This window comes from Vibrio sp. 1F253 (genome assembly GCF_041439295.1).
GTDB lineage: Bacteria > Pseudomonadota > Gammaproteobacteria > Enterobacterales > Vibrionaceae > Vibrio > Vibrio tasmaniensis_A.
Map to the genome: position 1 here is coordinate 1 of NZ_JBGONU010000043.1, position 23,163 is coordinate 23,163.

Annotated in this window: 18 protein-coding genes; 15 read left to right on the forward strand and 3 right to left on the reverse strand. The window is 44.9% G+C overall.

Going from position 1 to position 23,163, the window contains the following annotated elements; all coding sequences use genetic code 11:
• Positions 1 to 163: 163 nt before the first annotated feature.
• Positions 164 to 2,977: a two-component sensor histidine kinase BarA gene (barA, locus tag ACED28_RS17940; protein WP_017103821.1), complete on the reverse strand. Its 2,814-nt coding sequence runs from the start codon at positions 2,975 to 2,977 to the stop codon at positions 164 to 166.
• Between the two features lie 165 nt (positions 2,978 to 3,142).
• Here barA and rlmD point away from each other — a divergent pair, with 165 nt between their 5' ends.
• The 13 genes from rlmD to rpoS all read left to right on the forward strand — a co-directional run bounded on the left by rlmD (position 3,143) and on the right by rpoS (position 17,563).
• On the forward strand, positions 3,143 to 4,462 hold the full coding sequence (rlmD, locus tag ACED28_RS17945; RefSeq protein WP_102582621.1) for a 23S rRNA (uracil(1939)-C(5))-methyltransferase RlmD: 1,320 nt from the start codon (positions 3,143 to 3,145) through the stop codon (positions 4,460 to 4,462).
• 136 nt (positions 4,463 to 4,598) lie between these two features.
• The gene (gene relA / locus ACED28_RS17950) at positions 4,599 to 6,824 is read left to right on the forward strand and encodes a GTP diphosphokinase (protein WP_009847647.1); all 2,226 of its coding nucleotides are present in this window, start codon (positions 4,599 to 4,601) and stop codon (positions 6,822 to 6,824) included.
• Positions 6,825 to 7,153: 329 nt separating this feature from the next.
• Entirely contained in the window at positions 7,154 to 7,969 is an 816-nt protein-coding gene (mazG, locus tag ACED28_RS17955) for a nucleoside triphosphate pyrophosphohydrolase (RefSeq protein ID WP_029223072.1), read from the forward strand.
• Positions 7,970 to 8,101: 132 nt separating this feature from the next.
• Positions 8,102 to 9,742 carry a CTP synthase gene (locus ACED28_RS17960; RefSeq protein ID WP_012604779.1) on the forward strand — a complete coding sequence of 547 codons (1,641 nt, stop codon included), beginning with the start codon at positions 8,102 to 8,104 and terminating at the stop codon, positions 9,740 to 9,742.
• 81 nt (positions 9,743 to 9,823) lie between these two features.
• Positions 9,824 to 11,122 carry a phosphopyruvate hydratase gene (gene eno, locus ACED28_RS17965; RefSeq protein ID WP_009847644.1) on the forward strand — a complete coding sequence of 433 codons (1,299 nt, stop codon included), beginning with the start codon at positions 9,824 to 9,826 and terminating at the stop codon, positions 11,120 to 11,122.
• A gap of 409 nt (positions 11,123 to 11,531) precedes the next feature.
• Complete coding sequence (gene ftsB / locus ACED28_RS17970) at positions 11,532 to 11,813, forward strand: cell division protein FtsB (protein ID WP_012604777.1); 282 nt, start codon at positions 11,532 to 11,534, stop codon at positions 11,811 to 11,813.
• Positions 11,813 to 12,514, forward strand: coding sequence for a 2-C-methyl-D-erythritol 4-phosphate cytidylyltransferase (gene ispD, locus ACED28_RS17975; protein WP_371710397.1), 702 nt, complete (start codon positions 11,813 to 11,815; stop codon positions 12,512 to 12,514). Before ftsB ends, ispD begins: the two co-directional genes overlap by 1 nt.
• A 2-nt stretch (positions 12,515 to 12,516) precedes the next feature.
• On the forward strand, positions 12,517 to 12,996 hold the full coding sequence (gene ispF / locus ACED28_RS17980; RefSeq protein ID WP_029223073.1) for a 2-C-methyl-D-erythritol 2,4-cyclodiphosphate synthase: 480 nt from the start codon (positions 12,517 to 12,519) through the stop codon (positions 12,994 to 12,996).
• A gap of 22 nt (positions 12,997 to 13,018) precedes the next feature.
• The gene (gene truD / locus ACED28_RS17985) at positions 13,019 to 14,065 is read left to right on the forward strand and encodes a tRNA pseudouridine(13) synthase TruD (RefSeq protein WP_371710398.1); all 1,047 of its coding nucleotides are present in this window, start codon (positions 13,019 to 13,021) and stop codon (positions 14,063 to 14,065) included.
• Positions 14,066 to 14,163: 98 nt separating this feature from the next.
• Positions 14,164 to 14,907, forward strand: a complete 744-nt coding sequence (gene surE, locus ACED28_RS17990; protein ID WP_065678044.1) for a 5'/3'-nucleotidase SurE — start codon at positions 14,164 to 14,166, stop codon at positions 14,905 to 14,907.
• Positions 14,908 to 15,534, forward strand: a complete 627-nt coding sequence (locus ACED28_RS17995) for a protein-L-isoaspartate(D-aspartate) O-methyltransferase (RefSeq protein WP_009847638.1) — start codon at positions 14,908 to 14,910, stop codon at positions 15,532 to 15,534. It begins immediately after the preceding gene.
• 35 nt (positions 15,535 to 15,569) lie between these two features.
• On the forward strand, positions 15,570 to 16,484 hold the full coding sequence (gene nlpD, locus ACED28_RS18000; RefSeq protein ID WP_029225456.1) for a murein hydrolase activator NlpD: 915 nt from the start codon (positions 15,570 to 15,572) through the stop codon (positions 16,482 to 16,484).
• A gap of 98 nt (positions 16,485 to 16,582) precedes the next feature.
• On the forward strand, positions 16,583 to 17,563 hold the full coding sequence (rpoS, locus tag ACED28_RS18005; RefSeq protein WP_041472911.1) for an RNA polymerase sigma factor RpoS: 981 nt from the start codon (positions 16,583 to 16,585) through the stop codon (positions 17,561 to 17,563).
• Positions 17,564 to 17,705: 142 nt separating this feature from the next.
• Here the strand turns inward: rpoS and mutS are convergent, their stop codons facing one another.
• The gene (gene mutS, locus ACED28_RS18010; protein ID WP_122047384.1) at positions 17,706 to 20,267 is read right to left on the reverse strand and encodes a DNA mismatch repair protein MutS; all 2,562 of its coding nucleotides are present in this window, start codon (positions 20,265 to 20,267) and stop codon (positions 17,706 to 17,708) included.
• Positions 20,268 to 20,391: 124 nt separating this feature from the next.
• Between mutS and ACED28_RS18015 the strand changes: the two genes are divergently transcribed.
• Positions 20,392 to 20,886, forward strand: a complete 495-nt coding sequence (locus ACED28_RS18015) for a CinA family protein (protein WP_135444389.1) — start codon at positions 20,392 to 20,394, stop codon at positions 20,884 to 20,886.
• Between the two features lie 139 nt (positions 20,887 to 21,025).
• Positions 21,026 to 22,066: a recombinase RecA gene (gene recA, locus ACED28_RS18020; RefSeq protein WP_009847633.1), complete on the forward strand. Its 1,041-nt coding sequence runs from the start codon at positions 21,026 to 21,028 to the stop codon at positions 22,064 to 22,066.
• Positions 22,067 to 22,361: 295 nt separating this feature from the next.
• Here recA and ACED28_RS18025 read toward each other — a convergent pair whose 3' ends face one another.
• A complete protein-coding gene (locus ACED28_RS18025) occupies positions 22,362 to 23,162 on the reverse strand; it encodes a TrmB family transcriptional regulator (RefSeq protein ID WP_009847632.1) in 801 nt (266 codons plus the stop codon).
• Between the last annotated feature and the right edge of the window lies 1 nt (position 23,163).

Here is a 23,163-nt window from a genome sequence, read left to right on the forward strand (position 1 = left end):
TTCTCAAGCTTTTTTCCTACGCTATTTTTGATCACTTACTTACTGTGATTGGTATTATATCTGGTGCTCTAGGTTCTAGACAGAAAAAAGCAGAGCTCATGAGCTCTGCTTTTTTATTGGCTGGTAAACCGTTTAATGAATATTTGTGAGTAAGAAATATTCGCTAGGTCTTGGCTGGTTTCAAATAATGAATCGCGGTTGCTTGAACCTTATCCAATTCATCCTGAAGTTCAAAAAGCTCCGGTTCAATGTCTTCAACAGAAGTGCCTGAACGAAGTTCTTTCTCTATCGTTGCACATACCGACTTAAGCCTTGGTACCCCACTGTATGAGCTGCTGCCATGCATCTTGTGGATGATGTGTGTCAGCGCTTCAACGGGGTAGTCACTGTCTTCGATCGCTTTTTCCGCGGCTTCATAAACTTCAGGAATAAAATCTACGAGCATTTGCAGCATATCGCGTGCGAGGTCTTCTTTATTGGCGGCTTGTTTCAAAGCAGCTTGCCAATCAATGATGATGTTCTTGTGCTCGCTGGCTTCAACTTCTGAAACAGAGCTGTGGTCGATTTCAGCAGAGACCGCCGGGTGATCTGGGTCTATTTTATCAATGTGCTCAATCTCAGAGGTAGGGCTCCAATGAATAAGAACCTGTTGTAACACATGCTCTTCGATAGGCTTGGTTAGGTAGTCATCCATACCTGCTTCAAGTAGTCGGTCACGCTCTCCCATCATTGCATGCGCAGTAACAGCAATCACAGGCGTGTTTGCATTGTTCGCCAACGCCTTAATTTTTTGGCAAGCGGTCACGCCGTCCATCTGCGGCATTTGAATATCCATGAAAATGACATCAAATGGAGTCTCTGTCGCTTTGTCGAGAGCTTTCTGACCACTAGTACAACTGATCACTGTCTCTACGCGCTCTTTTAGCAGCGCAGTAATCAGTTTAAGGTTGGCTGGGTTGTCGTCGACCGCCAAAACCGTAAGCGGTAGTTTCTCTTCTGAATGTGTTTCAATAGCGGGTGCAATTAAGGTTGGCGCTTGATTTGATACCAAAGTTTGCAGTAACTTCTTGCGAGAGAGAGGCTTAGTAATGCATTGAACATCGACCTCTTTCATCAATTGCTCACCCAACGCTAGCTCGGTACTTGGTGTACCAATAATCACGTTCTGAGCGATCTTCTTCGCGCCAATCGCCCAACCACTCACGGTATCAAATTGATACTCTTGGTTCGCGGCTAAGTTAAGTAGAACGTAGTCATACGAGGTAGATTCGTCAGGCATAACCGAACGGTACGTTACCACCAAGCCTTCTTGGGTTAGGATCTGCTGAGTAATTGATGCCGCTTGCATGTTTGGCTCGATAAGCAGCAGTTGCTTGTCTTGCAGGCACTGAGTCTCAATTAATTCTGTCATCGGCATATCGGTAGTCGATAGTCTCAGGGTGAACCAGAAGGTGGAGCCTTGGTGAAGACGACTGGTTAGGCTGATCTCTCCGCCCATTTGGCTGACCAGTTTTTGGGTGATTACCAGACCTAAGCCTGTACCACCATAACGACGAGAGATGCTCGCATCGGCTTGGCTGAAGGCTTGGAAAAGTTGTGCTTGTTGGCGCTCTGAGATACCAATGCCCGTATCTCGAACCATAAACTGCAGCTCAATGCTGTCTTCGCTTTGTGAACGAAGTTCAACGCTGATGTCAATGTTGCCACGCTCGGTAAACTTGATCGAGTTACCCACGAGGTTAGTCAGGATCTGTTGGATACGCAGTGGATCACCAACAACGCCTGGTGGTACTTTCGGGTCGATCTTAAGCGTAAGCTCAAGACCTTTTTCATGAGCATTAGTGGCTTGAAGGTTAACCACCTCTTCTAGGCTCGCTTGGAACTCAAATGGAATGTTTTCTAGAGCGAGTTTGCCGGCTTCAAGTTTTGAGAAGTCCAAGATATCGTTGATGATGCTGAGTAGGTTGTTGGCCGAACGCTCAATGGTCTGCAGGTAATCGGTTTGGCTGTTCGATAGGTGTGTCTTGAGCATCTGACGAGTAAAGCCAATCACACCGTTAAGCGGTGTTCTCAATTCGTGAGACATATTCGCCAAGAACTCAGATTTAACACGTGCCGCTTCTTGAGCGCGTTTTTTCGCAATGTCTAACTCAACGTTTTGAATCTCTAATTGCTCTAGGGTTTCACGCAGATCAGATGTTGCTTGGTCGATGCTGTGTTGCATCTCGACGTGATATTCTGATAGCGAGACCGCCATCGCGTTGATACCGTTTTTCAGTGAATCAAGCTCGCCATGCATTTTGCCTTCGATACGCACATCTAAGTGGCCACGACGAATTCGGTCGACCATGTTTTTCATGTGTGTGATCGGTTGGGTTACATCGTGCATCAAGCGGAAGGCAAATACCCCAGAAAGCCCAAGACCGAGGATCAGCACCAAGAAGGCAGAGAACACTTCTTGATATTGCTGCAATCGAAGTGACGACAAGTCTAACTCTATCGCAATATAACCGATCGCTTGGTTCGCTTGAGACTGGCCATTAGCTGAGTTGATGTATTGTCCCTCAGCGATGATAGGTGTCCTAAGAATCAGCGTGTTATCGAGCAGGTTCGATGAGCTTAAATGCGGAATCGGTTTATCTTTCGGATAGGTCAGGCTTTCAAAATCAGGATGGAAGTTTGACGTTACAAACAACTCATGACGTTCATCAAACACCGCAATACTGCGCACCAGCTTAGAATTTTTTCGATGAGCATAGCTAATCAGCTGACGAACAGACTCTCGACTTTCGAGCTTCATGCCAGACTCACTCGCAATCGCTAGTGGTTCAATGATGCTAGTACCAGTGTTAACCACTTGACCCTCAAGGTCTTGATAGCGGTTAAATGAGAAAAATGCACTCAATAGCAGCCCAATAATTAGGGTTGGAGCTAGAGTTAAGGTAATTACACGGGCTCTTAAGCCATATCTGGTCATGTTCTTTAATTACATCGAGGTCTGGATATGGGAAAATAACGCACACAATGGCGGTTAAGTGAACGGTAAGCTTAATCAAAGCCGTGACGTTCGACAATGATTCCAAGACAGAATAGTGAGTCCTGGATACCAATTACTTATTAAAAGATACATTAGGCACAAGCAATGGCACGTTTTTTCCAACCAAAAAAGAAAACTCAACTCGAGACCAAGCATCAATCGGTTTTGGTTGAACGAATGGATCACAATGGCGCTGGCATCGCTTATCAGAAGAACAAACCAGTTTTCATTGATGGCGCATTGCCCGGTGAGAAGGTGGTTATTCAACTTACTGAGAGCAAAAGTAAGTTTTCGCGAGCAAAACTCATCAAATTACTTCAACCGAGTGAGCTGCGTTTAAAGCCATTTTGTAAGCACTTTAATCAGTGTGGTGGCTGTCATCTTCAACATCTCGGTTACTCATCTCAGGTTGAGCATAAATCACAATCTTTGACGCACCTGATGAGCAAATACCAAACGGCTAACACCGAAGTCGCCCAGCCGATTGTCGGTGATGAAACCGGTTATCGTCGTCGCGCGCGTATCAGTCTATTTGTTGATAAGAAGACACAGCAGCTCCAGTTTGGTTTCCGTAAGAAACAAAGTAAACAGATTGAAAACATCACCGACTGCGCGGTGCTTGACCCTCGCCTTAATGTATTGCTGCCAAAACTGAAAAGTTTACTGAACACTTTCAGTAGCCTTACGTCTTTAGGACATGTTGAATTGGTGTTGGGTGATACTGGCCCTGTTATGGTGCTGCGTCACCTTAAACCTTTGGTTGAAAAAGATGAGCAGGCGTTGATGACGCTCGCGAAAGAAGAAGGTGCAACGCTGTACTCGATGCCAGAAACCGATAAGTTGCTTCGTTTGGTGGGTGATTCGCCAAGCTATAGTGAAACCGGTGTAACCTTACCTTTTGAGCCAAACCACTTTATACAAGTTAACCAGAAAGTGAACCACCAGATGGTTGCTCAAGCGATTGAGTGGTTAGAGCCTCAAGCGGATGAGCGTGTGCTTGACCTGTTTTGTGGTTTAGGCAACTTCAGTCTGCCTATCGCACAACAATCGGCGTTTGTCGTTGGTGTGGAAGGCGTTGATGAAATGGTTCAACAGGCAACGGCTAATGCGGCGTTAAACCAGTTAGGCAATACGGAGTTTTACCAAGCGAACCTCGAAGAAGATTTATCTTCACAGCTTTGGGCAAAAGAGAAATTCGATAAAGTATTACTTGACCCTGCACGTGCTGGAGCGAGTGGGATCGTTGATCAAATTTCAGCGTTAGGAGCGAAGCGTGTGGTTTATGTTTCGTGTAATCCTGCTACTCTAGCGAGAGATTCTGAGAGTTTAGAAAAACAAGGCTATCAATTAGCCAAACTTGGTATGTTGGATATGTTTCCCCATACCAGTCATCTAGAATCGATGGCTCTCTTTATCAAGGCTTAGAAGCCCTTAAATAAGGCTTAAAAATGAATCACAAAGGCGCAGGGAAGCCTGCGCTGATATCAATATGAGTCGAACTAACTTGGAATCAGTTAGTCATATTGAATTGGGTATAAAACATAATAACTAGGAAGGCATGATGGTTGCGGTACGAAGCGCACATTTAAACCCAAGCGAACAGTTTGAGCTAGAAAGTTGGATTGCGTCACTGAATCAAGACGTAAAAACCTCGAATAAACTGACCAAAGTTTATCGTCACTGTGAAGAGCTATTAAAAGATCACGAGCAAGCGTCGCTCCTGCTTTGGCGTGGACGTGAGATGATCGAAATCTTGGTTACGTTGTCGATGGACCGTGCCACTTTAATTGCAGCGCAACTTTTCCCCGTTGTTTCAAGCGGCGTTTTTGGACGTGAAGCGTTTGAAGAAAGCTACGGTAAAGAAACCGTAAAGTTAATTGATGGCGTTGAAGAAATGGCAGCTTTGGGCCAGCTCAACGTTACCCTTGAAGGCAGTGCTGCCTCGGGACAAGTAGATAACGTTCGTCGAATGTTACTGGCCATGGTCGATGATTTCCGCTGCGTCGTCATCAAGCTAGCAGAACGAATTTGCAACCTCATCGAGGTAAAAAAGGCCCCTGATGCTGTTCGCCGTGCGGCAGCGAAAGAGTGTGCTAACATCTATGCGCCTCTTGCAAACCGTTTGGGCATTGGTCAGCTAAAGTGGGAAATTGAAGATTACGCTTTCCGCTATCAACAACCAGATACCTACAAGCAGATTGCCAAACAGCTGTCAGAGCGTCGCATCGTGCGCGAACAATACATCACTGACTTTGTTGATGACCTAACATCAGAAATGAACCGTTCAAGCATCAATGCTGAAGTCAGCGGTCGTCCCAAACACATCTACAGCATCTGGCGTAAAATGCAGAAAAAGGGCTTAGAGTTTGATGAGCTTTTTGACGTGCGTGCGGTACGTATTATTGCCGACCAACTGCAAGACTGTTATGCCGGTCTAGGTGTGGTTCACACCAAATATAAACATCTTCCAAGTGAATTTGATGACTATGTGGCGAATCCTAAGCCCAATGGTTACCAATCAATTCATACCGTAGTTCTTGGCCCTGAAGGCAAGACCATCGAAATTCAGATCCGTACCAAGCAAATGCACGAAGACTCTGAGTTAGGTGTGGCTGCGCACTGGAAGTATAAAGAAGGTGCTTCTAGCGGTGTACGCAGTGGCTACGATGAGAAAATCACGTGGTTGCGTAAGCTTATCGACTGGCAAGAAGAGATGTCGGATTCTGGCGAAATGCTGGATGAAGTACGTAGCCAAGTCTTTGATGACCGAGTCTATGCTTTTACACCACGCGGTGATGTGGTCGATTTACCAATGGGTGCAACGCCGTTGGATTTTGCTTACCACATTCACTCGATGGTTGGACACCGTTGTATCGGTGCCAAAGTCGCAGGTCGAATCGTTCCGTTTACTCATAAGTTGGCGATGGGCGATCAAGTTGAGATCATTACTCAAAAAGAACCGAATCCATCACGTGATTGGTTAAATCCGACCACAGGTTTTGTTCATTCAAGTCGAGCTCGAGCAAAAATTAACGCTTGGTTCCGCGCTCAGAGTCGTGAGAAAAACCTCGAAGCTGGACGAGACATCCTAGAAGTCGAGCTAGGCAGAGTCGGCGCAACACTGAAAGATGCTGAGCAATATGCGCTGAAACGATTCAACGTCAATACACCTGATGAATTGTATGCAGGTATTGGTAGCGGCGATTTGCGTATTAACCAAGTGGTTAATCACATCAATGCTCTGGTCAATAAGCCGACGGCTGAAGAAGAAGACAAGAAAGCACTCGAGAAGTTGCTTGAGTCTGACAATAAGCCAGCACATCAGAGCCGTCCGAAAAAGGATGCTGTCGTTGTTGAAGGTGTTGATAACCTAATGACCCACTTGGCTCGTTGTTGTCAGCCTATCCCAGGTGATGTGATCAAAGGTTACATTACTCAAGGGCGTGGTATCTCAGTACACCGCAGCGATTGTGAGCAGTTAAGTGAACTTAACCTACATGCCCCTGAACGTATCATCGATACGGTGTGGGGAGATGGTTTTGTAGGCTCGTATATCTTAACACTGCGTGTAGAGGCGCTAGAACGTACCGGCTTGTTGAAAGACATCACATCCCTGTTCTTGAACGAAAAAGTCAGTGTGACGACAATGAAGAGCCGTATTGACTATAAACGTCAGCTGTCGGTGATGGATTTCGATTTGGAAGTGACCAACATTGAAATTCTGAGTCGAGTGACGAGTCGAGTAGAACAAATCAAAGATGTCATGAGCGTAAAACGCCTCGGCTAACTTTCACGTTGCATTAGTCACTTTTACTGCGTTAACTGCGCTTTCTTGGTCCATCACATAGGCGAGCTATGCTCAGGAATCGCGAAAGCTTGTTGCCTTGTTAGAAGAGCCAATTACTTAGTAAAACAAAGATAGTTGTCATTCCCTACAGTGAGGGACGAACGTGATAGGGAATCTCTCTAAGCGATTTGAGATCCCCAACTCGCTCATTCTTCGCTCTTGAGGATGACTGAAAGAATAGAAAGGTGAGTGGTTTTGGCTGCTCACCTTTTTTAGTTTTAGTGAAGTTTTAAATTTAAAAATCAAAGACAGTGAATAGGAATAAAACGATGAATCACCCGATTGAACAACTTGAACAGATCATGACTAAGCTGCGCGATCCTGAAGGTGGCTGTCCTTGGGATTTGAAACAAAATTTTGAAACAATTGTCCCGCATACGATCGAAGAAACCTATGAAGTAGTGGACGCGATTCACAACAAAGATTGGCCGAACCTACAAGAAGAGCTGGGTGATTTGTTGTTTCAGGTGATTTTCTACAGCCAGCTCGCGAAAGAGCAGGGACTGTTTGAGTTCTCTGATGTGGTCGATGGCATCAATGAGAAGCTAACGCGCCGCCATCCGCATGTGTTTTCTGATACAGAGTTTGCCAGTGATGAAGAAATTAATGCCAACTGGGAAGCTGAAAAAGCCAAAGAGAAAGCACAGGCAGGCAAAACTCAAGAAAGTATTCTAGACTCAATACCAAACTCTCTACCTGCACTTTCGCGTGCTACAAAAATTCAAAAGCAAGTCGCGAAATTTGGCTTTGATTGGGACTCTATTGGCCCAGTCGCCGATAAGGTTTTAGAGGAAGTTGATGAGGTGCTAGAAGAAGCGCTTCAAGTAACACCAAACGAAGATTTAGTTGAAGAAGAACTGGGGGATTTGTTGTTTGCTACCGTCAATTTAGTGCGACATTTGGGTAAAAATCCAGAAACGGCTCTCAATAAAGCCAATCTGAAATTTTCACGCCGCTTTAAAGGTGTGGAACAAAAAGTTCGTCAGCAAGATAAAATTTTGACCGACTTTTCTCTACAACAGCTTGATTCCATATGGGATGAAGTCAAAGTGGCGGAGAAAAGATCATCAAAGCTTTTATCATGAATTGATTTGAAGCAAAAAATAAAAAATAGCAGTGTGATAGATTTCACGTTGTGGCGATAAGGGGCTTCTGGTATATTTTCATCCCGTCCAGAAGTAATCCATTTCCCTCATTCAACCAATTTCAGGTTAAACATGACGACAAATTACATTTTTGTTACTGGCGGGGTTGTATCCTCTCTAGGTAAAGGTATTGCAGCAGCATCTCTTGCGGCTATTTTAGAAGCTCGTGGTCTTAAAGTGACTATGATGAAGCTTGACCCTTACATCAACGTTGATCCAGGCACAATGAGCCCGACTCAACACGGTGAAGTGTTCGTTACGGAAGATGGCGCTGAAACTGACCTTGACCTTGGTCACTACGAGCGATTCATTCGCACCAAGATGACTAAGCGTAACAACTTCACTGCAGGTCGTGTTTACTCAGACGTACTCGCTAAAGAGCGTCGCGGTGATTACCTAGGTGCAACTATTCAGGTTATCCCGCACATCACTAACTCTATCAAAGAACGTGTAATTTCTGGCGCAGCTGGCCACGATATCGCGCTTGTTGAAGTTGGTGGTACGGTTGGTGATATCGAATCTCTACCATTCATGGAAGCGATTCGTCAGCTAGCAGTAGAGCTAGGCCGTGAACGCGCAATGTTCATGCACCTTACTCTAGTGCCATACCTAGCAGCTGCGGGCGAAGTGAAAACTAAGCCAACGCAACACTCTGTAAAAGAGCTGCTGTCTATTGGTATTCAGCCAGACATTCTAGTTTGTCGTTCAGACCGCAACATTCCTTCGAACGAGCGTAAGAAAATTGCTCTGTTCTGTAATGTGCAAGAAAATGCCGTTATTTCTATGCGCGATGTTGACTCTATCTACAAGATCCCTCAGCTTATTAAAGCTCAAGGCACTGATGAACTTGTATGTAAGCGTTTCGGCATCACAGCTCCAGAAGCCGACCTGTCTGAATGGGAACAAGTAATTTACGAAGAAGCTAACCCAACGGGTGAAGTGACGATTGGTATGGTTGGTAAGTACATTGAACTACCAGACGCATACAAATCAGTAAATGAAGCGCTAAAACACGCGGGCTTGAAAAATCGCCTAAGCGTTAATATTAAATACGTAGATTCACAAGACGTTGAGTCTCGTGGCGTAGAAGTTTTAGAAGGCCTAGATGCAATCCTAGTTCCTGGTGGCTTTGGTGATCGTGGTGTTGAAGGTAAGATTCTTGCTGCTCAATACGCTCGTGAAAACAAAGTACCTTACTTAGGTATCTGTCTAGGTATGCAAGTAGCACTTATCGAGTACGCTCGTAACGTTGCGAAAATGGAAGGGGCACACTCTTCTGAATTCTGTACTGAAACTAAGTACCCAGTTGTTGGTCTTATCACTGAGTGGACTGATGGCGAAGGTAAAGTTGAAGAGCGTACAGAAACATCTGACCTTGGCGGCACAATGCGTCTTGGTTCACAGCTTTGTCACCTAGCGAAAGGGACAAAAGCTTACGAATTATACGGTAGCGCGACGATCCATGAACGTCATCGTCACCGTTACGAAGTGAACAACAATCTTCGTCCACAAATTGAAAAAGCGGGCCTAAAAGTATCGGGTCTATCTGCGGACAAGAAACTGGTTGAAGTTATCGAGAACCCGAACCATCCATGGTTCGTTGCTGCTCAATTCCACCCAGAGTTCACTTCAACACCTCGCGATGGTCACCCATTGTTTGCAGGTTTCGTTAAAGCAGCTGGCGAGTTCCAGCGCGGCGAATTAGAGAAGTAAAAAGGAATACAGGTAGCTGCGTAAGTTGTGCTGCTACCTTTAAATTTGACATTTATATATTCAACGAGAAGGAAACATTCAATGTCTAAGATCGTTAAAGTTCTAGGTCGTGAAATCATCGATTCACGTGGTAACCCAACTGTAGAAGCTGAAGTACACCTAGAAGGCGGTTTCGTAGGTATGGCTGCTGCTCCATCTGGCGCATCTACTGGTTCACGCGAAGCTCTTGAGCTACGTGACGGCGACAAATCACGTTTCCTAGGTAAAGGTGTTCTTAAAGCTATTGAAGCTGTAAACGGCCCAATCGCTGAAGCTCTAGTAGGTTCTGACGCTAAAGCACAAGCTGACGTTGACCAAATCATGCTTGACCTAGACGGTACTGAAAACAAGTCTAAGTTCGGTGCGAACGCTATCCTAGCTGTATCTCTAGCTAACGCAAAAGCTGCTGCTGCTGCGAAAGGCATGCCTCTTTACGAGCACATTGCAGAGCTAAACGGTACTGCTGGTCAATTCTCTATGCCTCTACCAATGATGAACATCATCAACGGTGGTGAGCACGCAGATAACAACGTTGACATCCAAGAGTTCATGATCCAACCAGTTGGCGCTAAGACTCTTAAAGAAGGTCTACGTATCGGCGCTGAAGTATTCCACAACCTAGCTAAAGTTCTTAAGTCTAAAGGCTACAGCACTGCAGTTGGTGATGAAGGTGGTTTCGCTCCTAACCTTAAGTCTAACGCTGAAGCTCTAGAAGTTATCGCAGAAGCTGTTGCAGCTGCTGGTTACGAACTAGGTAAAGACGTTACTCTTGCTATGGACTGTGCAGCATCTGAGTTCTTCGACAAAGAAGCTGGTATCTACAACATGAAGGGTGAAGGTAAAACTTTCACTTCTGTAGAGTTCAACCACTACCTAGCTGAGCTAGCGAACAACTTCCCAATCGTTTCTATCGAAGATGGTCTTGACGAGTCTGATTGGGATGGCTTCAAGCACCAAACTGAACTTCTAGGCGACAAGCTTCAAATCGTTGGTGACGATCTGTTCGTTACAAACACTAAGATTCTTGCTGAAGGTATCGAGAAAGGCGTAGCTAACTCTATCCTTATCAAGTTCAACCAAATCGGTTCTCTAACAGAGACTCTAGCTGCTATCAAGATGGCTAAAGACGCTGGCTACACTGCAGTAATCTCTCACCGTTCTGGCGAAACTGAAGATGCAACTATCGCTGATCTAGCGGTAGGTACAGCTGCAGGTCAAATCAAAACTGGTTCTATGAGCCGTTCTGACCGTGTTGCTAAGTACAACCAACTTATCCGTATCGAAGAAGCTCTAGGTTCTAAAGCTCCTTACAACGGTCTTAAAGAAGTTAAAGGTCAATAATTCGTCCTATTTGGCACTGTAGCTGCGTTAACTGCAGAAGATTCACTAAGTCACATAGGAAACTATGCTCCATAGCTGAATCTTCTTTGTTGCCTTGCTACAGCACCAACTAGTTAGAATTATGCACTAATGCTTTTAAATGCCTCGCTTATGCGGGGCATTTTTTTGTCTGCAAAAAGGTGAAGAAAAGAAGCTCTAGGTTATATAGCTTTCTTTTTGATACCGAAAGTTCGTCATTCCCTAGACTGACGAAGGAAGGAGTCGGGAATCTCATTGTTACCATACTTATCCCGACAATAATTCTCCGACTTATTGATTCCCTAACACCACATATCTCGCACCAATAAGCTCATTATGGTATATATGTGCCTTATTCTAGTTCCTTCTTTTTCAACCGGCGAAAGGTGTTATGCGAATTTTTGCTTTAGTACTGCTCATAGTGTTTGGCTGGCTACAACACACACTGTGGCTCGGTAAAAATGGTATTTCTGATTACTACGGTGTGAACAACGAAATCCAAGTTCAACAGCAAGTAAACGAAAAGCTCCATCTTCGTAACGCAGAGATGTTTGCGGAAATCGATGATCTACGCCAAGGCTTAGACGCGATAGAAGAGCGCGCACGTCATGAGCTTGGAATGGTAAAAGAAGGCGAAACGTTTTTCCGCATCATTGGTGAGGAATCCCATTAATGTCGACTCAACTTCAAAGTGTGATTGCCGTTGTACCTGCAGCGGGCGTCGGTAGCCGAATGAAAGCAGACCGCCCTAAGCAATATCTTAAGATTAACGGCAAAACGATTTTAGAGCACACCATTGAGAAATTACTGTCTCATCCACAAGTCTCTCAAATTGTCGTTGCGATCAGCGATGATGACCCCTATTACCCGGAGTTAGCACTCAACCAGAATCCCAAAGTGGTCAGAGTGTCTGGCGGAAGCGAACGAGCGGACTCGGTACTCTCTGCACTAAACTGTATCGCCGAGCAGCAGCTTAGCGATTGGGTAATGGTTCACGATGCGGCAAGGCCTTGTGTCCAACTCAGTGATATCGACAAGCTAATTTCCGGCGCGATGAGCCATGATGTAGGGGCTATTTTAGCGGCGCCAGTTCGTGACACGATGAAGCGAGGTGCCCAAGGGCAGATCGAACATACCGTTGAGCGGGCCGAACTATGGCATGCACTTACGCCGCAAATGTTCAGAGCAAAGCCTCTGCGGAATGCATTAAGCGAGGCGTTGCAACAAGGCGTTTCGATTACCGATGAAGCCTCAGCCTTTGAATGGAAAGGTTTATCGCCAGCTTTAGTGGCAGGGCGTTCAGATAATTTTAAGATTACTCAGCCTGAAGATTTAGCACTTGCTGAGTTCTATTTAAGTCAGAATAAGGAATAATGATGATTCGTATTGGCCATGGCTTTGATGTACATAAGTTTGGTGGTGAAGGTCCGGTAATTATAGGTGGCGTTAGAGTCCCTTATGAGCAGGGTCTTATCGCACACTCAGATGGTGATGTTGCCCTTCATGCGTTGTGTGACGCTTTATTAGGTGCGATTGCTGCCGGTGATATTGGTCGTCATTTCCCCGATACTGATGATGAGTGGAAAGGCGCGGATAGCCGTGAACTTCTAAAAGATGTTTATCGTCGAGTAAAAGAACAAGGCTACGTGATTGGTAATGCCGATATTACTATCATGGCGCAAGCTCCAAAGATGGCGCCTCATATAGACTCTATGTGCCACGCTATCGCACAAGATTTAGAAACCAGCATTAGCAATGTGAATGTAAAAGCGACGACCACTGAGCGTTTAGGTTTTACAGGTCGCAAAGAGGGCATCGCATGTGAAGCGGTGGTCCTAATTACTAAAAGTGCGTAAGCACCAACACGAAAAGAACAGCATGTCAGATATTTTATCTTCATTGGCTTATCTAAACGGTAAACCAACTGCGAAAGCAAAACTAAAAGCAAAAGCCGAATACTTTGTCGTTAATGAAGACTTAGGTTTTGAGTTCACTGGTGAAGGCGAACACCTTATGGTGCGCATTCGTAAAACGGGTGAGAACACGAGCTTTGTCGCAAATGAGCTGGCTAAAGCGTGTGGTGTTAAGTCGAAAGACGTGAGTTGGGCTGGTTTGAAAGACCGTCATGCTGTGACAGAACAGTGGTTGAGCGTGCATCTACCAAAAGGTGAACCTGACTTTTCTGCTTTTCTTGCACAATACCCAAGCATTGAGATCTTGGCGACAGCACGCCACAACAAAAAGTTACGTCCAGGCGATTTAGTTGGCAACCAATTCGAGCTAACTTTGTCTGAAGTAACGGACTGCGATGATGTAGTCAAACGTTTGGAAAAAGTCGCTCAAGTGGGCGTGCCAAATTACTTTGGTGCTCAGAGGTTTGGCAATGAAGGTAACAACTTATCTGAAGCTCGTCGTTGGGGGCGTGAAAACGTTCGTACGCGTAATCAAAATAAGCGCAGCTTGTACCTCTCTGCAGCTCGTTCTTGGATCTACAACTTAATTCTTTCTGACCGTATTGAGCACGATGCGTTTGCTTCGGCATTGGTCGGCGATATTGTAGTTAAAAACGATGCTCAACTTGCTGTGACAGCCGCTAATATCGAAGCTGTAAACCAAGATATCGCCAATGGTTCTGCGTTTATTACCGTTGCTTTAGCTGGAGATAATGCGTTACCGACGACGGATGCGTCTCAAGCTCTAGAGCAGAAACACCTTGATGCTGAACCGGATCTAATGGCGCTTATTTGTGGCAACCGTATGCGCCATGATCGCCGTGAAGCGTCGTTGAAGCCGATGGGTTTAGTGTGGGAAGTAAACGAAGACAATATCACTCTTAAATTTTCTCTGGACGCAGGCTGCTTCGCAACCGCTATCGTTCGTGAGTTAGTTGAAGAAGTACACGTAGAAAGAACCTACGAGCAATAATGATTCTGCTTGGGTCTAAGTCACTTTATATTGATATTTAAGTGACTTTATATCGGTATTTAAGTGACTTGGCATTGGTACAAAAGAAAGGATACAAGATGAAGATTTTACTCAGCAACGATGATGGTGTGCATGCTCAAGGTATTCATGAGCTGGCAAATGAATTACGTGATCTTGCTGAAGTTATCATTGTGGCACCTGACCGTAATCGCTCTGGTGCTTCAAATTCATTAACTTTGGAACAGCCTTTGCGTGTTCAAGAGATTGCTAGAAATACCTATTCGGTACAAGGAACACCGACCGACTGTGTACATTTCGCATTGAACGAACTCCTAAAGAGTGACATGCCTGATCTGGTTTTAACGGGTATTAATCACGGAGCTAACCTTGGTGATGACGTGCTTTATTCAGGTACAGTCGCAGCAGCAATGGAAGGCCACTTTTTAGGTGTTCAATCGGTGGCATTTTCTCTGGTTGGAAAACAACATTTTAAGACAGCGGCAGCGGTTGCTCGCCGTATTGTCGAACAACATTTAGCAAACCCAATCCCGACCAATCGCCTGTTAAACGTGAACGTCCCTGACTTAGCATTAGACCAAATATCGGGTACTCAGGTGACACGTCTAGGTGCTCGTCACCATGCTGAAGATATGATTAAGCAGAAAGACCCACGTGGTCATGATATCTATTGGCTTGGCCCTCCGGGTAAGGAGCAAGATGCTGGTGAGGGTACTGATTTTTACGCCATTGAACATGGTTTTGTGTCGGTAACACCACTACAAGTTGATCTGACGGCACATGAGTCGTTGGGTGCGATGACTACATGGTTAGGGGATAAATAAGTGAGTAATCCACAAGCTGAGCGCTTAGTTACTTTTCTGATAGAAAATGGTATTCAGGATCAAAAGGTTCTTGATGCTATTTACTTACTACCGAGAGAGAGCTTTTTATCACAGGCTATGCATCATCAGGCCTATGATAATAATGCGCTGCCTATCGGGCAGGGGCAGACAATTTCTCAGCCTTACATTGTTGCTAAAATGACCGAGCTGCTTGAGTTACAACAAGACAGCCGCGTTTTGGAGATCGGAACGGGTTCTGGTTATCAAACGGCTGTTTTGGCTCAGTTGGTTGATCACGTGTATTCGGTTGAAAGAATAAAGTCGCTACAATGGGATGCTAAGCGTAGGTTGAAGCAACTCGATTTCTACAACATCTCAACCAAGCACGGTGATGGTTGGCAAGGTTGGTCTTCTAAGGCGCCTTTTGATGCGATTATTGTCACCGCTGCTGCAGAGTCGATCCCTCAAGCGCTTTTGCAGCAGTTGAAAGATGGAGGCCGCTTATTAATTCCGGTCGGAGATGACGAACAGCAACTGTTGAAGATTGTTCGCCACGGTGATGAGTTCTTATCGAGTGTTATCGAGATGGTGCGATTTGTACCTCTTGTACCTGGTGAGTTAGCTTAATAAAATTATTAATGGTGTAGGTGGATAGAAAGTCGATGCGTTCGAAGGTTTTTAAAGGAAGTTCTCTACTGCTTAGTTGTGCACTTGTTGGGTGTGCTGCGAATTCGCCTGCGCCAGTTTCAAGCTTAAACAAGAATTACTCATCGATTGATCGTGGTAGTTATCGTGGTAGTTACTATGAAGTGAAAAAAGGCGATACCCTTTATTTTATTGCTTACGTAACAAATAAAGATGTTAAAGAGCTGATTCGCTATAACAATCTGTCTGCACCTTATACCATCCATCCCGGACAGAGCCTTAAGTTATGGCGTCCTAGCTACAACGCTCCAGCGTATGGTAAATCAACGGTAGCGGTTGCAGCCGTCGCTGCGCCTGTTGCCGCATCCACAACTTTGTTGGCCTCAAGCAAACCTAAAACAACACCTCAAAAGAGTAAAAACTCTAAACCTGCGCCCGCTCAAACAACCACCAAAGTGGCGAAAAAAGATCCACAAAAGAAGGTTGTACAATCCAAATCAAAGGAGTATGTTGGTTCTAAAGGTAAACAGAATGTTACACCGCCAACAAAACCAACGAGTAACAAAGTATCCAAATGGTTATGGCCAACGAAAGGGAGAGTAATTAAGAATTTCTCTGTAGGCGAACAAGGAAATAAAGGCATAGACATAGCAGGACAGCGAGGTCAGCCAATAGTATCTACTGCAGGGGGAACGGTTGTTTATTCGGGTAATGCATTACGAGGCTACGGCAATCTAGTGATTGTGAAGCACAATGATAATTACTTAAGTGCATACGCGCATAACGACCGACTATTAGTATCTGAAGGGCAAAGTGTGAAACCAGGGCAGAAGATTGCAACAATGGGAAGCTCTGGAGCCAGCAGTGTCAGGCTGCACTTTGAGATTCGTTACCAAGGTAAATCAGTTAATCCAAAACGGTATTTACCTTAAATACAATATGTAAAAATTACGTATTGTATGGAGTGACATAGTCATTTAGCGACATATGAAGTTGTAATGTCATGCTAATTTCGCCAGGGGGAGGCGTTATGAGTATAAGCAATGCAGTAACCAAAGAAGAGTTCGATCTTAGCCAAGCAACCACGGAACAGGAAGCTCTTGGAAAAGCAAAACGAACAGTCACTAAGAAAACCGAAGCGAAAGAAGAGACTGAAGTTACGTCTAAAAGCTTAGATGCGACTCAACTCTACTTAGGCGAAATCGGTTTCTCACCACTATTAACCGCTGAAGAAGAAGTGCTTTATGCACGTCGAGCTCTACGCGGTGATGAAGCAGCACGCAAACGCATGATCGAAAGTAACCTGCGTTTGGTCGTAAAAATTTCTCGTCGTTATAGCAACCGTGGTCTTGCACTTCTCGATCTTATTGAAGAAGGCAACCTAGGTTTGATTCGCGCCGTAGAGAAGTTTGACCCAGAGCGTGGCTTCCGTTTCTCAACTTACGCAACATGGTGGATTCGTCAAACCATTGAACGTGCGCTAATGAATCAGACTCGCACTATCCGTTTGCCAATCCATGTTGTGAAAGAGCTGAACATCTACCTACGTACCGCAAGAGAACTTTCACAAAAACTTGACCATGAACCAACGGCAGAAGAAATTGCTTCTAAGCTAGACAAACCTGTTGGTGATGTGAGCAAGATGCTTCGTCTAAACGAAAGAGTGAGCTCTGTTGATACGCCTATTGGTGGTGATGGTGAGAAAGCGCTACTGGATATAATTCCGGACATCAACAACTCAGACCCTGAGGTTTCAACTCAAGATAGCGATATTAAGAACTCGTTGATCTTCTGGCTTGATGAGCTGAATCCGAAGCAGAAAGAAGTGCTTGCACGTCGATTTGGACTATTAGGTTATGAACCGTCAACATTAGAAGAAGTAGGCCGTGAAATCAGCCTGACTCGTGAACGTGTTCGTCAAATCCAAGTTGAAGGTCTTCGCCGTCTACGTGAGATTCTTATCAAGCAAGGTCTGAATATGGAAAACCTGTTCAACGTAGAAAACGACTAATTGAACAGATGATGCTGCTTCTCTAAATAGAAGGCAAATAAAAACGCTGACTTAAAGTCAGCGTTTTTTTGTTTGTGGCTTTGGTATTTCATGCCGTCTAATCAAAATCACGGACGGCAATAACAAGCTACTTGATAAGAAACTAAAGCAGCTTCTTCAAGCGGTAGAGTTCTTCTAATGCTTGGCGAGGTGTCAGATCATCAGGATCAACATTCGCAAGTGCTTGTTCTACTTCACTTGGTTCAGGTATCAGGCTCAGTTGGTTCGCGATATCAACGCCACTTGGCTTTGATGTCGGAGAGTCGATACTCAATGCTTCTAGCTGAGTCAGCTTCGCACGTGCGTTTTTGATCACTGCTTTAGGCACGCCAGCCAATCCTGCAACCGCAAGGCCGTAAGATTTACTTGCGGCACCTTCTTGAACTGCGTGCATAAAGGCAATGCTGTCGCCGTGTTCTACCGCGTCTAGGTGCACGTTAGCCAGTGTTGGAAGTTGGTTAGGCAGCTCAGTTAGCTCAAAGTAGTGCGTTGCAAATAGTGTCATCGCATTGATTTGATTAGCTAGCCATTCCGCACTTGCCCAAGCCAGAGACAGACCATCGTAAGTACTGGTACCACGACCGATTTCATCCATTAACACAAGGCTATTTGGTGTTGCATTGTGCAGGATATTCGCGGTCTCTGTCATCTCAACCATGAAGGTTGAACGACCCGAAGCTAAGTCATCGGATGCGCCAATACGCGTAAAGATACGGTCGATAGAACCAATCGTCGCGCTTTCTGCTGGAACATAACAACCAATATGAGCCATCAGCGCAATGAGTGCAGTCTGACGCATGTAGGTCGACTTACCACCCATGTTTGGACCTGTGATGATCAGCATCTTACGTTGATCATTGAGGTCGATAGGGTTAGCAATAAAGGGTTCGTCCATCACTTGTTCAACAACGGGGTGACGACCGGCCTGAATTTGTACGCCAGCAGACTCTGTCATGGTTGGACGACAGTAATCAAGGGTGTCTGCACGTTCAGCTAAGTTTTGTAGAACATCCAGTTGAGACACTGAAGAAGCAATGTTTTGTAGTCGCTCTAGATAAGGCAGTAACAAATCAAACAACTCATCCCACAACTTCTTCTCGATAGCTAGGGCTTTCGATTTAGAGCTAAGCACTTTGTCTTCGTGCTCTTTTAGCTCAGGAATGATGTAACGCTCTGCATTTTTCAGCGTTTGACGGCGAACATAGTGTGGTGGCACAAGGTGGCTTTGTCCGCGGCTTACTTGAATGAAGAAACCGTGTACGTTGTTGTAGCCCACTTTAAGTGTATCGATACCATGACGTTCGCGCTCTTCTTGCTCTAGTTTATCAAGAAATTCGGTTGCGCCAGCTGCAAGGTCGCGCCATTCGTCTAACTCGGCATTGTAGCCTTCTGCAATTACACCACCGTCACGGATAACCACGGGAGGGTTTTCTTTGATCGCTCGCTCAAGTAGTTCAGAAACCTCATCCACAGGCGAGGCATATTGAGCAAGTTGAGTTAGGTATGGGTGCTTCAATTGCGTCAGTGTTTCTGCAAGTTCTGGCAAATATTCCATCGCTTGGCGAAGTCGTGCCATATCACGAGGACGAGCTGAGCGAAGTGCTAGTCGAGCAAGAATACGTTCGATATCCCCGATCTGTTTCAAGGTTGGCTGTAGCTCTGTAAAGAGAGCCAAATCTTTCATTTCACCAATAGCATCTAGGCGCTGATCGAGTGCAGAGATATTGCGCATTGGTTGATGTAACCAGCGCTTAAGCATACGGCTACCCATAGCCGTCGCGGTGTGATCAAGTACTTCGGCAAGGGTGTTATCAGTACCACCACCAAGATTTTGCGTGATCTCCAAATTACGGCGAGTCGCTGCATCGAGGATCACCGAGTGATCTTGCTTATCCATCGTCAGTGAACGGATATGTGGAAGGGCAGTACGTTGGGTATCTTTCACGTATTGGATCAAACAACCAGCCGCACATAAGCCTAGTTTCGCGCCTTCTACGCCAAAGCCAACCAGATCGCGAGTACCAAACTGCTTATTCAATTGCTGCTTCGCGGTATCTAATTCAAATTCCCATACCGGGCGGCGGCGATTGCCATTACGGCTTGCCATTAGATTTACAGGTTCGAAATCTTCAGGGAACAGTAGCTCACGAGGTGAGGTTCTCTGCAGTTCTGCCGCCATTGCTTCTTCGGTTTCCGGCTCACATAGCTGGAATCGGCCAGAAGTAATATCAAGCGTCGCGTAGCCAAATTTACCATTGTGGTGGTAAATAGAGGCAATCAGGTTATCAATGCGCTCAGAAAGCAAAGCCTCATCGGTCACGGTACCGGGTGTAACGATACGTACGACAGCACGCTCAACCGGGCCCTTTGAAGTTGCTGGATTACCAATCTGCTCACAAATCGCTACGGACTCGCCCAACTGCACTAACTTTGCAAGGTACCCTTCAACGGCATGGTAAGGAACACCCGCCATAGGAATCGGTTCACCATTTGATGAACCACGTTTAGTCAGTGAAATATCGAGGAGTTGAGAAGCTTTTTTAGCATCATCATAGAAAAGCTCGTAGAAATCGCCCATGCGGTAGAACAGCAGAATTTCTGGATTTTCTGCTTTTAGCTTTAGGTACTGCTGCATCATGGGAGTATGTTTTTGATCGGCTTTCACAGTTAACTTCTTTCGTTTATTTCTATTGCGGCTTAGGATACGTGAAAGCGTTTCGTGCGAAAAGCGACACATGCGAAAAGATGCGAATCCGAATGATATGACAGTAGATAAAGGGAAGTTGATGATGCAGATGACTCAAGATCTTAGTGAACGGCTTGGATACTTACTCGCTAAACATAAACACGTTTTAGTGACGGCTGAATCTTGTACTGGCGGTGGGGTTGCTAGCGCGGTGACGGATATCGCAGGGAGCTCTGGTTGGTTTGATCGTGCATTTGTTACTTATAGCAATGAAGCGAAGCAAGAGATGATCGGCGTACAGCTTAAAACCTTAGTTGAGTTCGGTGCGGTGAGTGAGCCTGTCGTAATAGAAATGGCGAGCGGGGCATTGCAACATTCAAATGGGACTATCTCTGTATCGATCAGTGGTATTGCTGGCCCAGGTGGCGCGACCGAAGATAAGCCTGTTGGAACGGTATGTTTCGCTTGGAAAGCACTAAACGGTTGGGATAAAGTAGAAACGCATGTATTTACAGGCGACAGATCACAAGTACGCCAACAAGCCACGCACCATGCCCTACAAGTTATTTATGATTACCTATCAATGGAAGGTAAGTAACATTTGTACAAATTATTTTCATACAGGTATAGACACTGTATGAATCAACAGTATAATAAAAGCCAATTAGTCACCCCTATGTGGGTTAGAAATAGATTCTAGATCGCTTGTTAAGACAACCGATTATGTGGAGATAGTAATGGACGAGAATAAACAAAAAGCGTTAGCCGCAGCCCTTGGTCAGATTGAAAAGCAATTTGGTAAAGGTTCAATCATGCGTCTTGGTGATAACCGCACAATGGACGTAGAAACTATTTCTACAGGTTCTCTATCTCTAGATATCGCACTAGGTGCTGGTGGCCTACCGATGGGACGTATCGTAGAAGTTTACGGTCCAGAATCATCAGGTAAAACAACGCTAACGCTTGAGCTTATCGCAGCAGCACAGAAAGTGGGCAAAACGTGTGCATTCGTCGATGCCGAGCACGCACTAGACCCTATCTACGCTCAAAAGTTGGGTGTTGATATCGATGCACTTCTTGTTTCTCAACCAGATACGGGTGAGCAAGCGCTTGAAATCTGTGATGCACTGGCTCGTTCAGGTGCTATCGACGTTCTTGTTATTGACTCAGTAGCAGCACTAACACCTAAAGCAGAAATCGAAGGCGAAATGGGCGACAGCCACATGGGTCTTCAGGCTCGTATGCTTTCTCAAGCGATGCGTAAGCTGACTGGTAACCTCAAGCAGTCTAACTGTATGGCTATCTTCATTAACCAAATTCGTATGAAAATTGGTGTGATGTTTGGTAACCCTGAAACAACAACAGGTGGTAACGCACTTAAGTTCTACGCATCTGTTCGTCTTGATATTCGCCGTACTGGCGCGATTAAAGATGGTGATGAAGTTGTTGGTAACGAAACTCGTATCAAGGTTGTTAAGAACAAGATTGCTGCACCATTCAAACAAGCTGAAACTCAAATCCTTTACGGCAAGGGCTTCAACCGCGAAGGTGAGCTTATCGACTTAGGTGTTAAGAATAAGCTAGTAGAAAAAGCAGGCGCTTGGTACAGCTACAAAGGCGACAAGATCGGCCAAGGTAAAGCTAACGCTGGTAAATACCTGCGTGAAAACCCAGAAGTTGCTCTAGAAATTGATACTAAACTTCGTGAGTTACTGCTAACTCCTGCTGTGCTTGAAGAGAAAGGTGCAGAGAAGGAAGAAGAAAACGAAGAGCTATAAGCTAACGTTTTGTTAAGTCACCTTCATAAGAAAGCATGACTTTGAAAGATTTTAAAGCCTCGAATTTTCGAGGCTTTATTGTTTCAGTCGTAAAAATGTAAGGTATTTGATTGTTTAGAGGAAAGTGACGGTGGTTGCTCTAGATTACTTACAGTCATGCACTCATAGGTCTATTCTTTATCAAATAATCAAAGAAACCCTTTGGGTTAAATCGATTACCGTCAAAAGTCCTTGCCCCTAAAGGCCTATTACTAGACCTTTGTTCGTATCTTATTATTGAATTCGATCTTCTGAACTAGTGCTTCTTAAGCTCGTCGAGTACCATAGCATTGTGCTGTTCGTGAATCGTATTTACTCTGACGTGTTGGTGCTGATTAGGAGCCAGGCGCTCGTATTCTGTTAGGTAAATATCGCTGTGAATATGCTCTGCGATCATTTTTACAATTAAGCGATTGTTTGCATATAAGCCTAAAGTTTCTTCACGGTGTGAGAACATGAGGGCGAGCTTCATATCGGCTACGCACATAAAGCGGTGTGAAGGGTATTCGGTTTCTTCATTTTCAGAACGCGAATGTAATTCTATCTTTTCATGTGGGCTCGCCATTTTGTTGAATGAAAAGCCAATCACTCGAACTCCACGTTCCACGGCGTCGCATAATTCTTTGCCAAACAACTCAAGGTTAAAATCGGTATTCAGGTAAATTTCTAGATTTGCCTGATTAATGATTTCCTTGGCCTTTTGAAGTAAGTTGTCGAACCCCGATACGTTGTAAACGAACTCTTTTTCCTCTTTTAGCATCATCTTAGATAATTCTGATTTAAGGAAATTAATATTGGTGACTGTCTTTTTTTCTATCTGGCTGAAAATCAAGTCTGGTGATTTAGCTTCGTACTCTTTAGTGTCGCCATCAGACATGAAAATGTAGCCATTGGCGTAAAGGTTATCGATAGACGAGTAAACAGAAGAGCGGGAGATAGAGATCTCTTTCGCGATTTTATATCCGCTGGATTGGCCATTTTTGAGTAAATTAATATAAACAAGCGCATCGGTTTTGGTAAACCCAAAATCCATTAATTTGGTGACTAGCTCTGACACG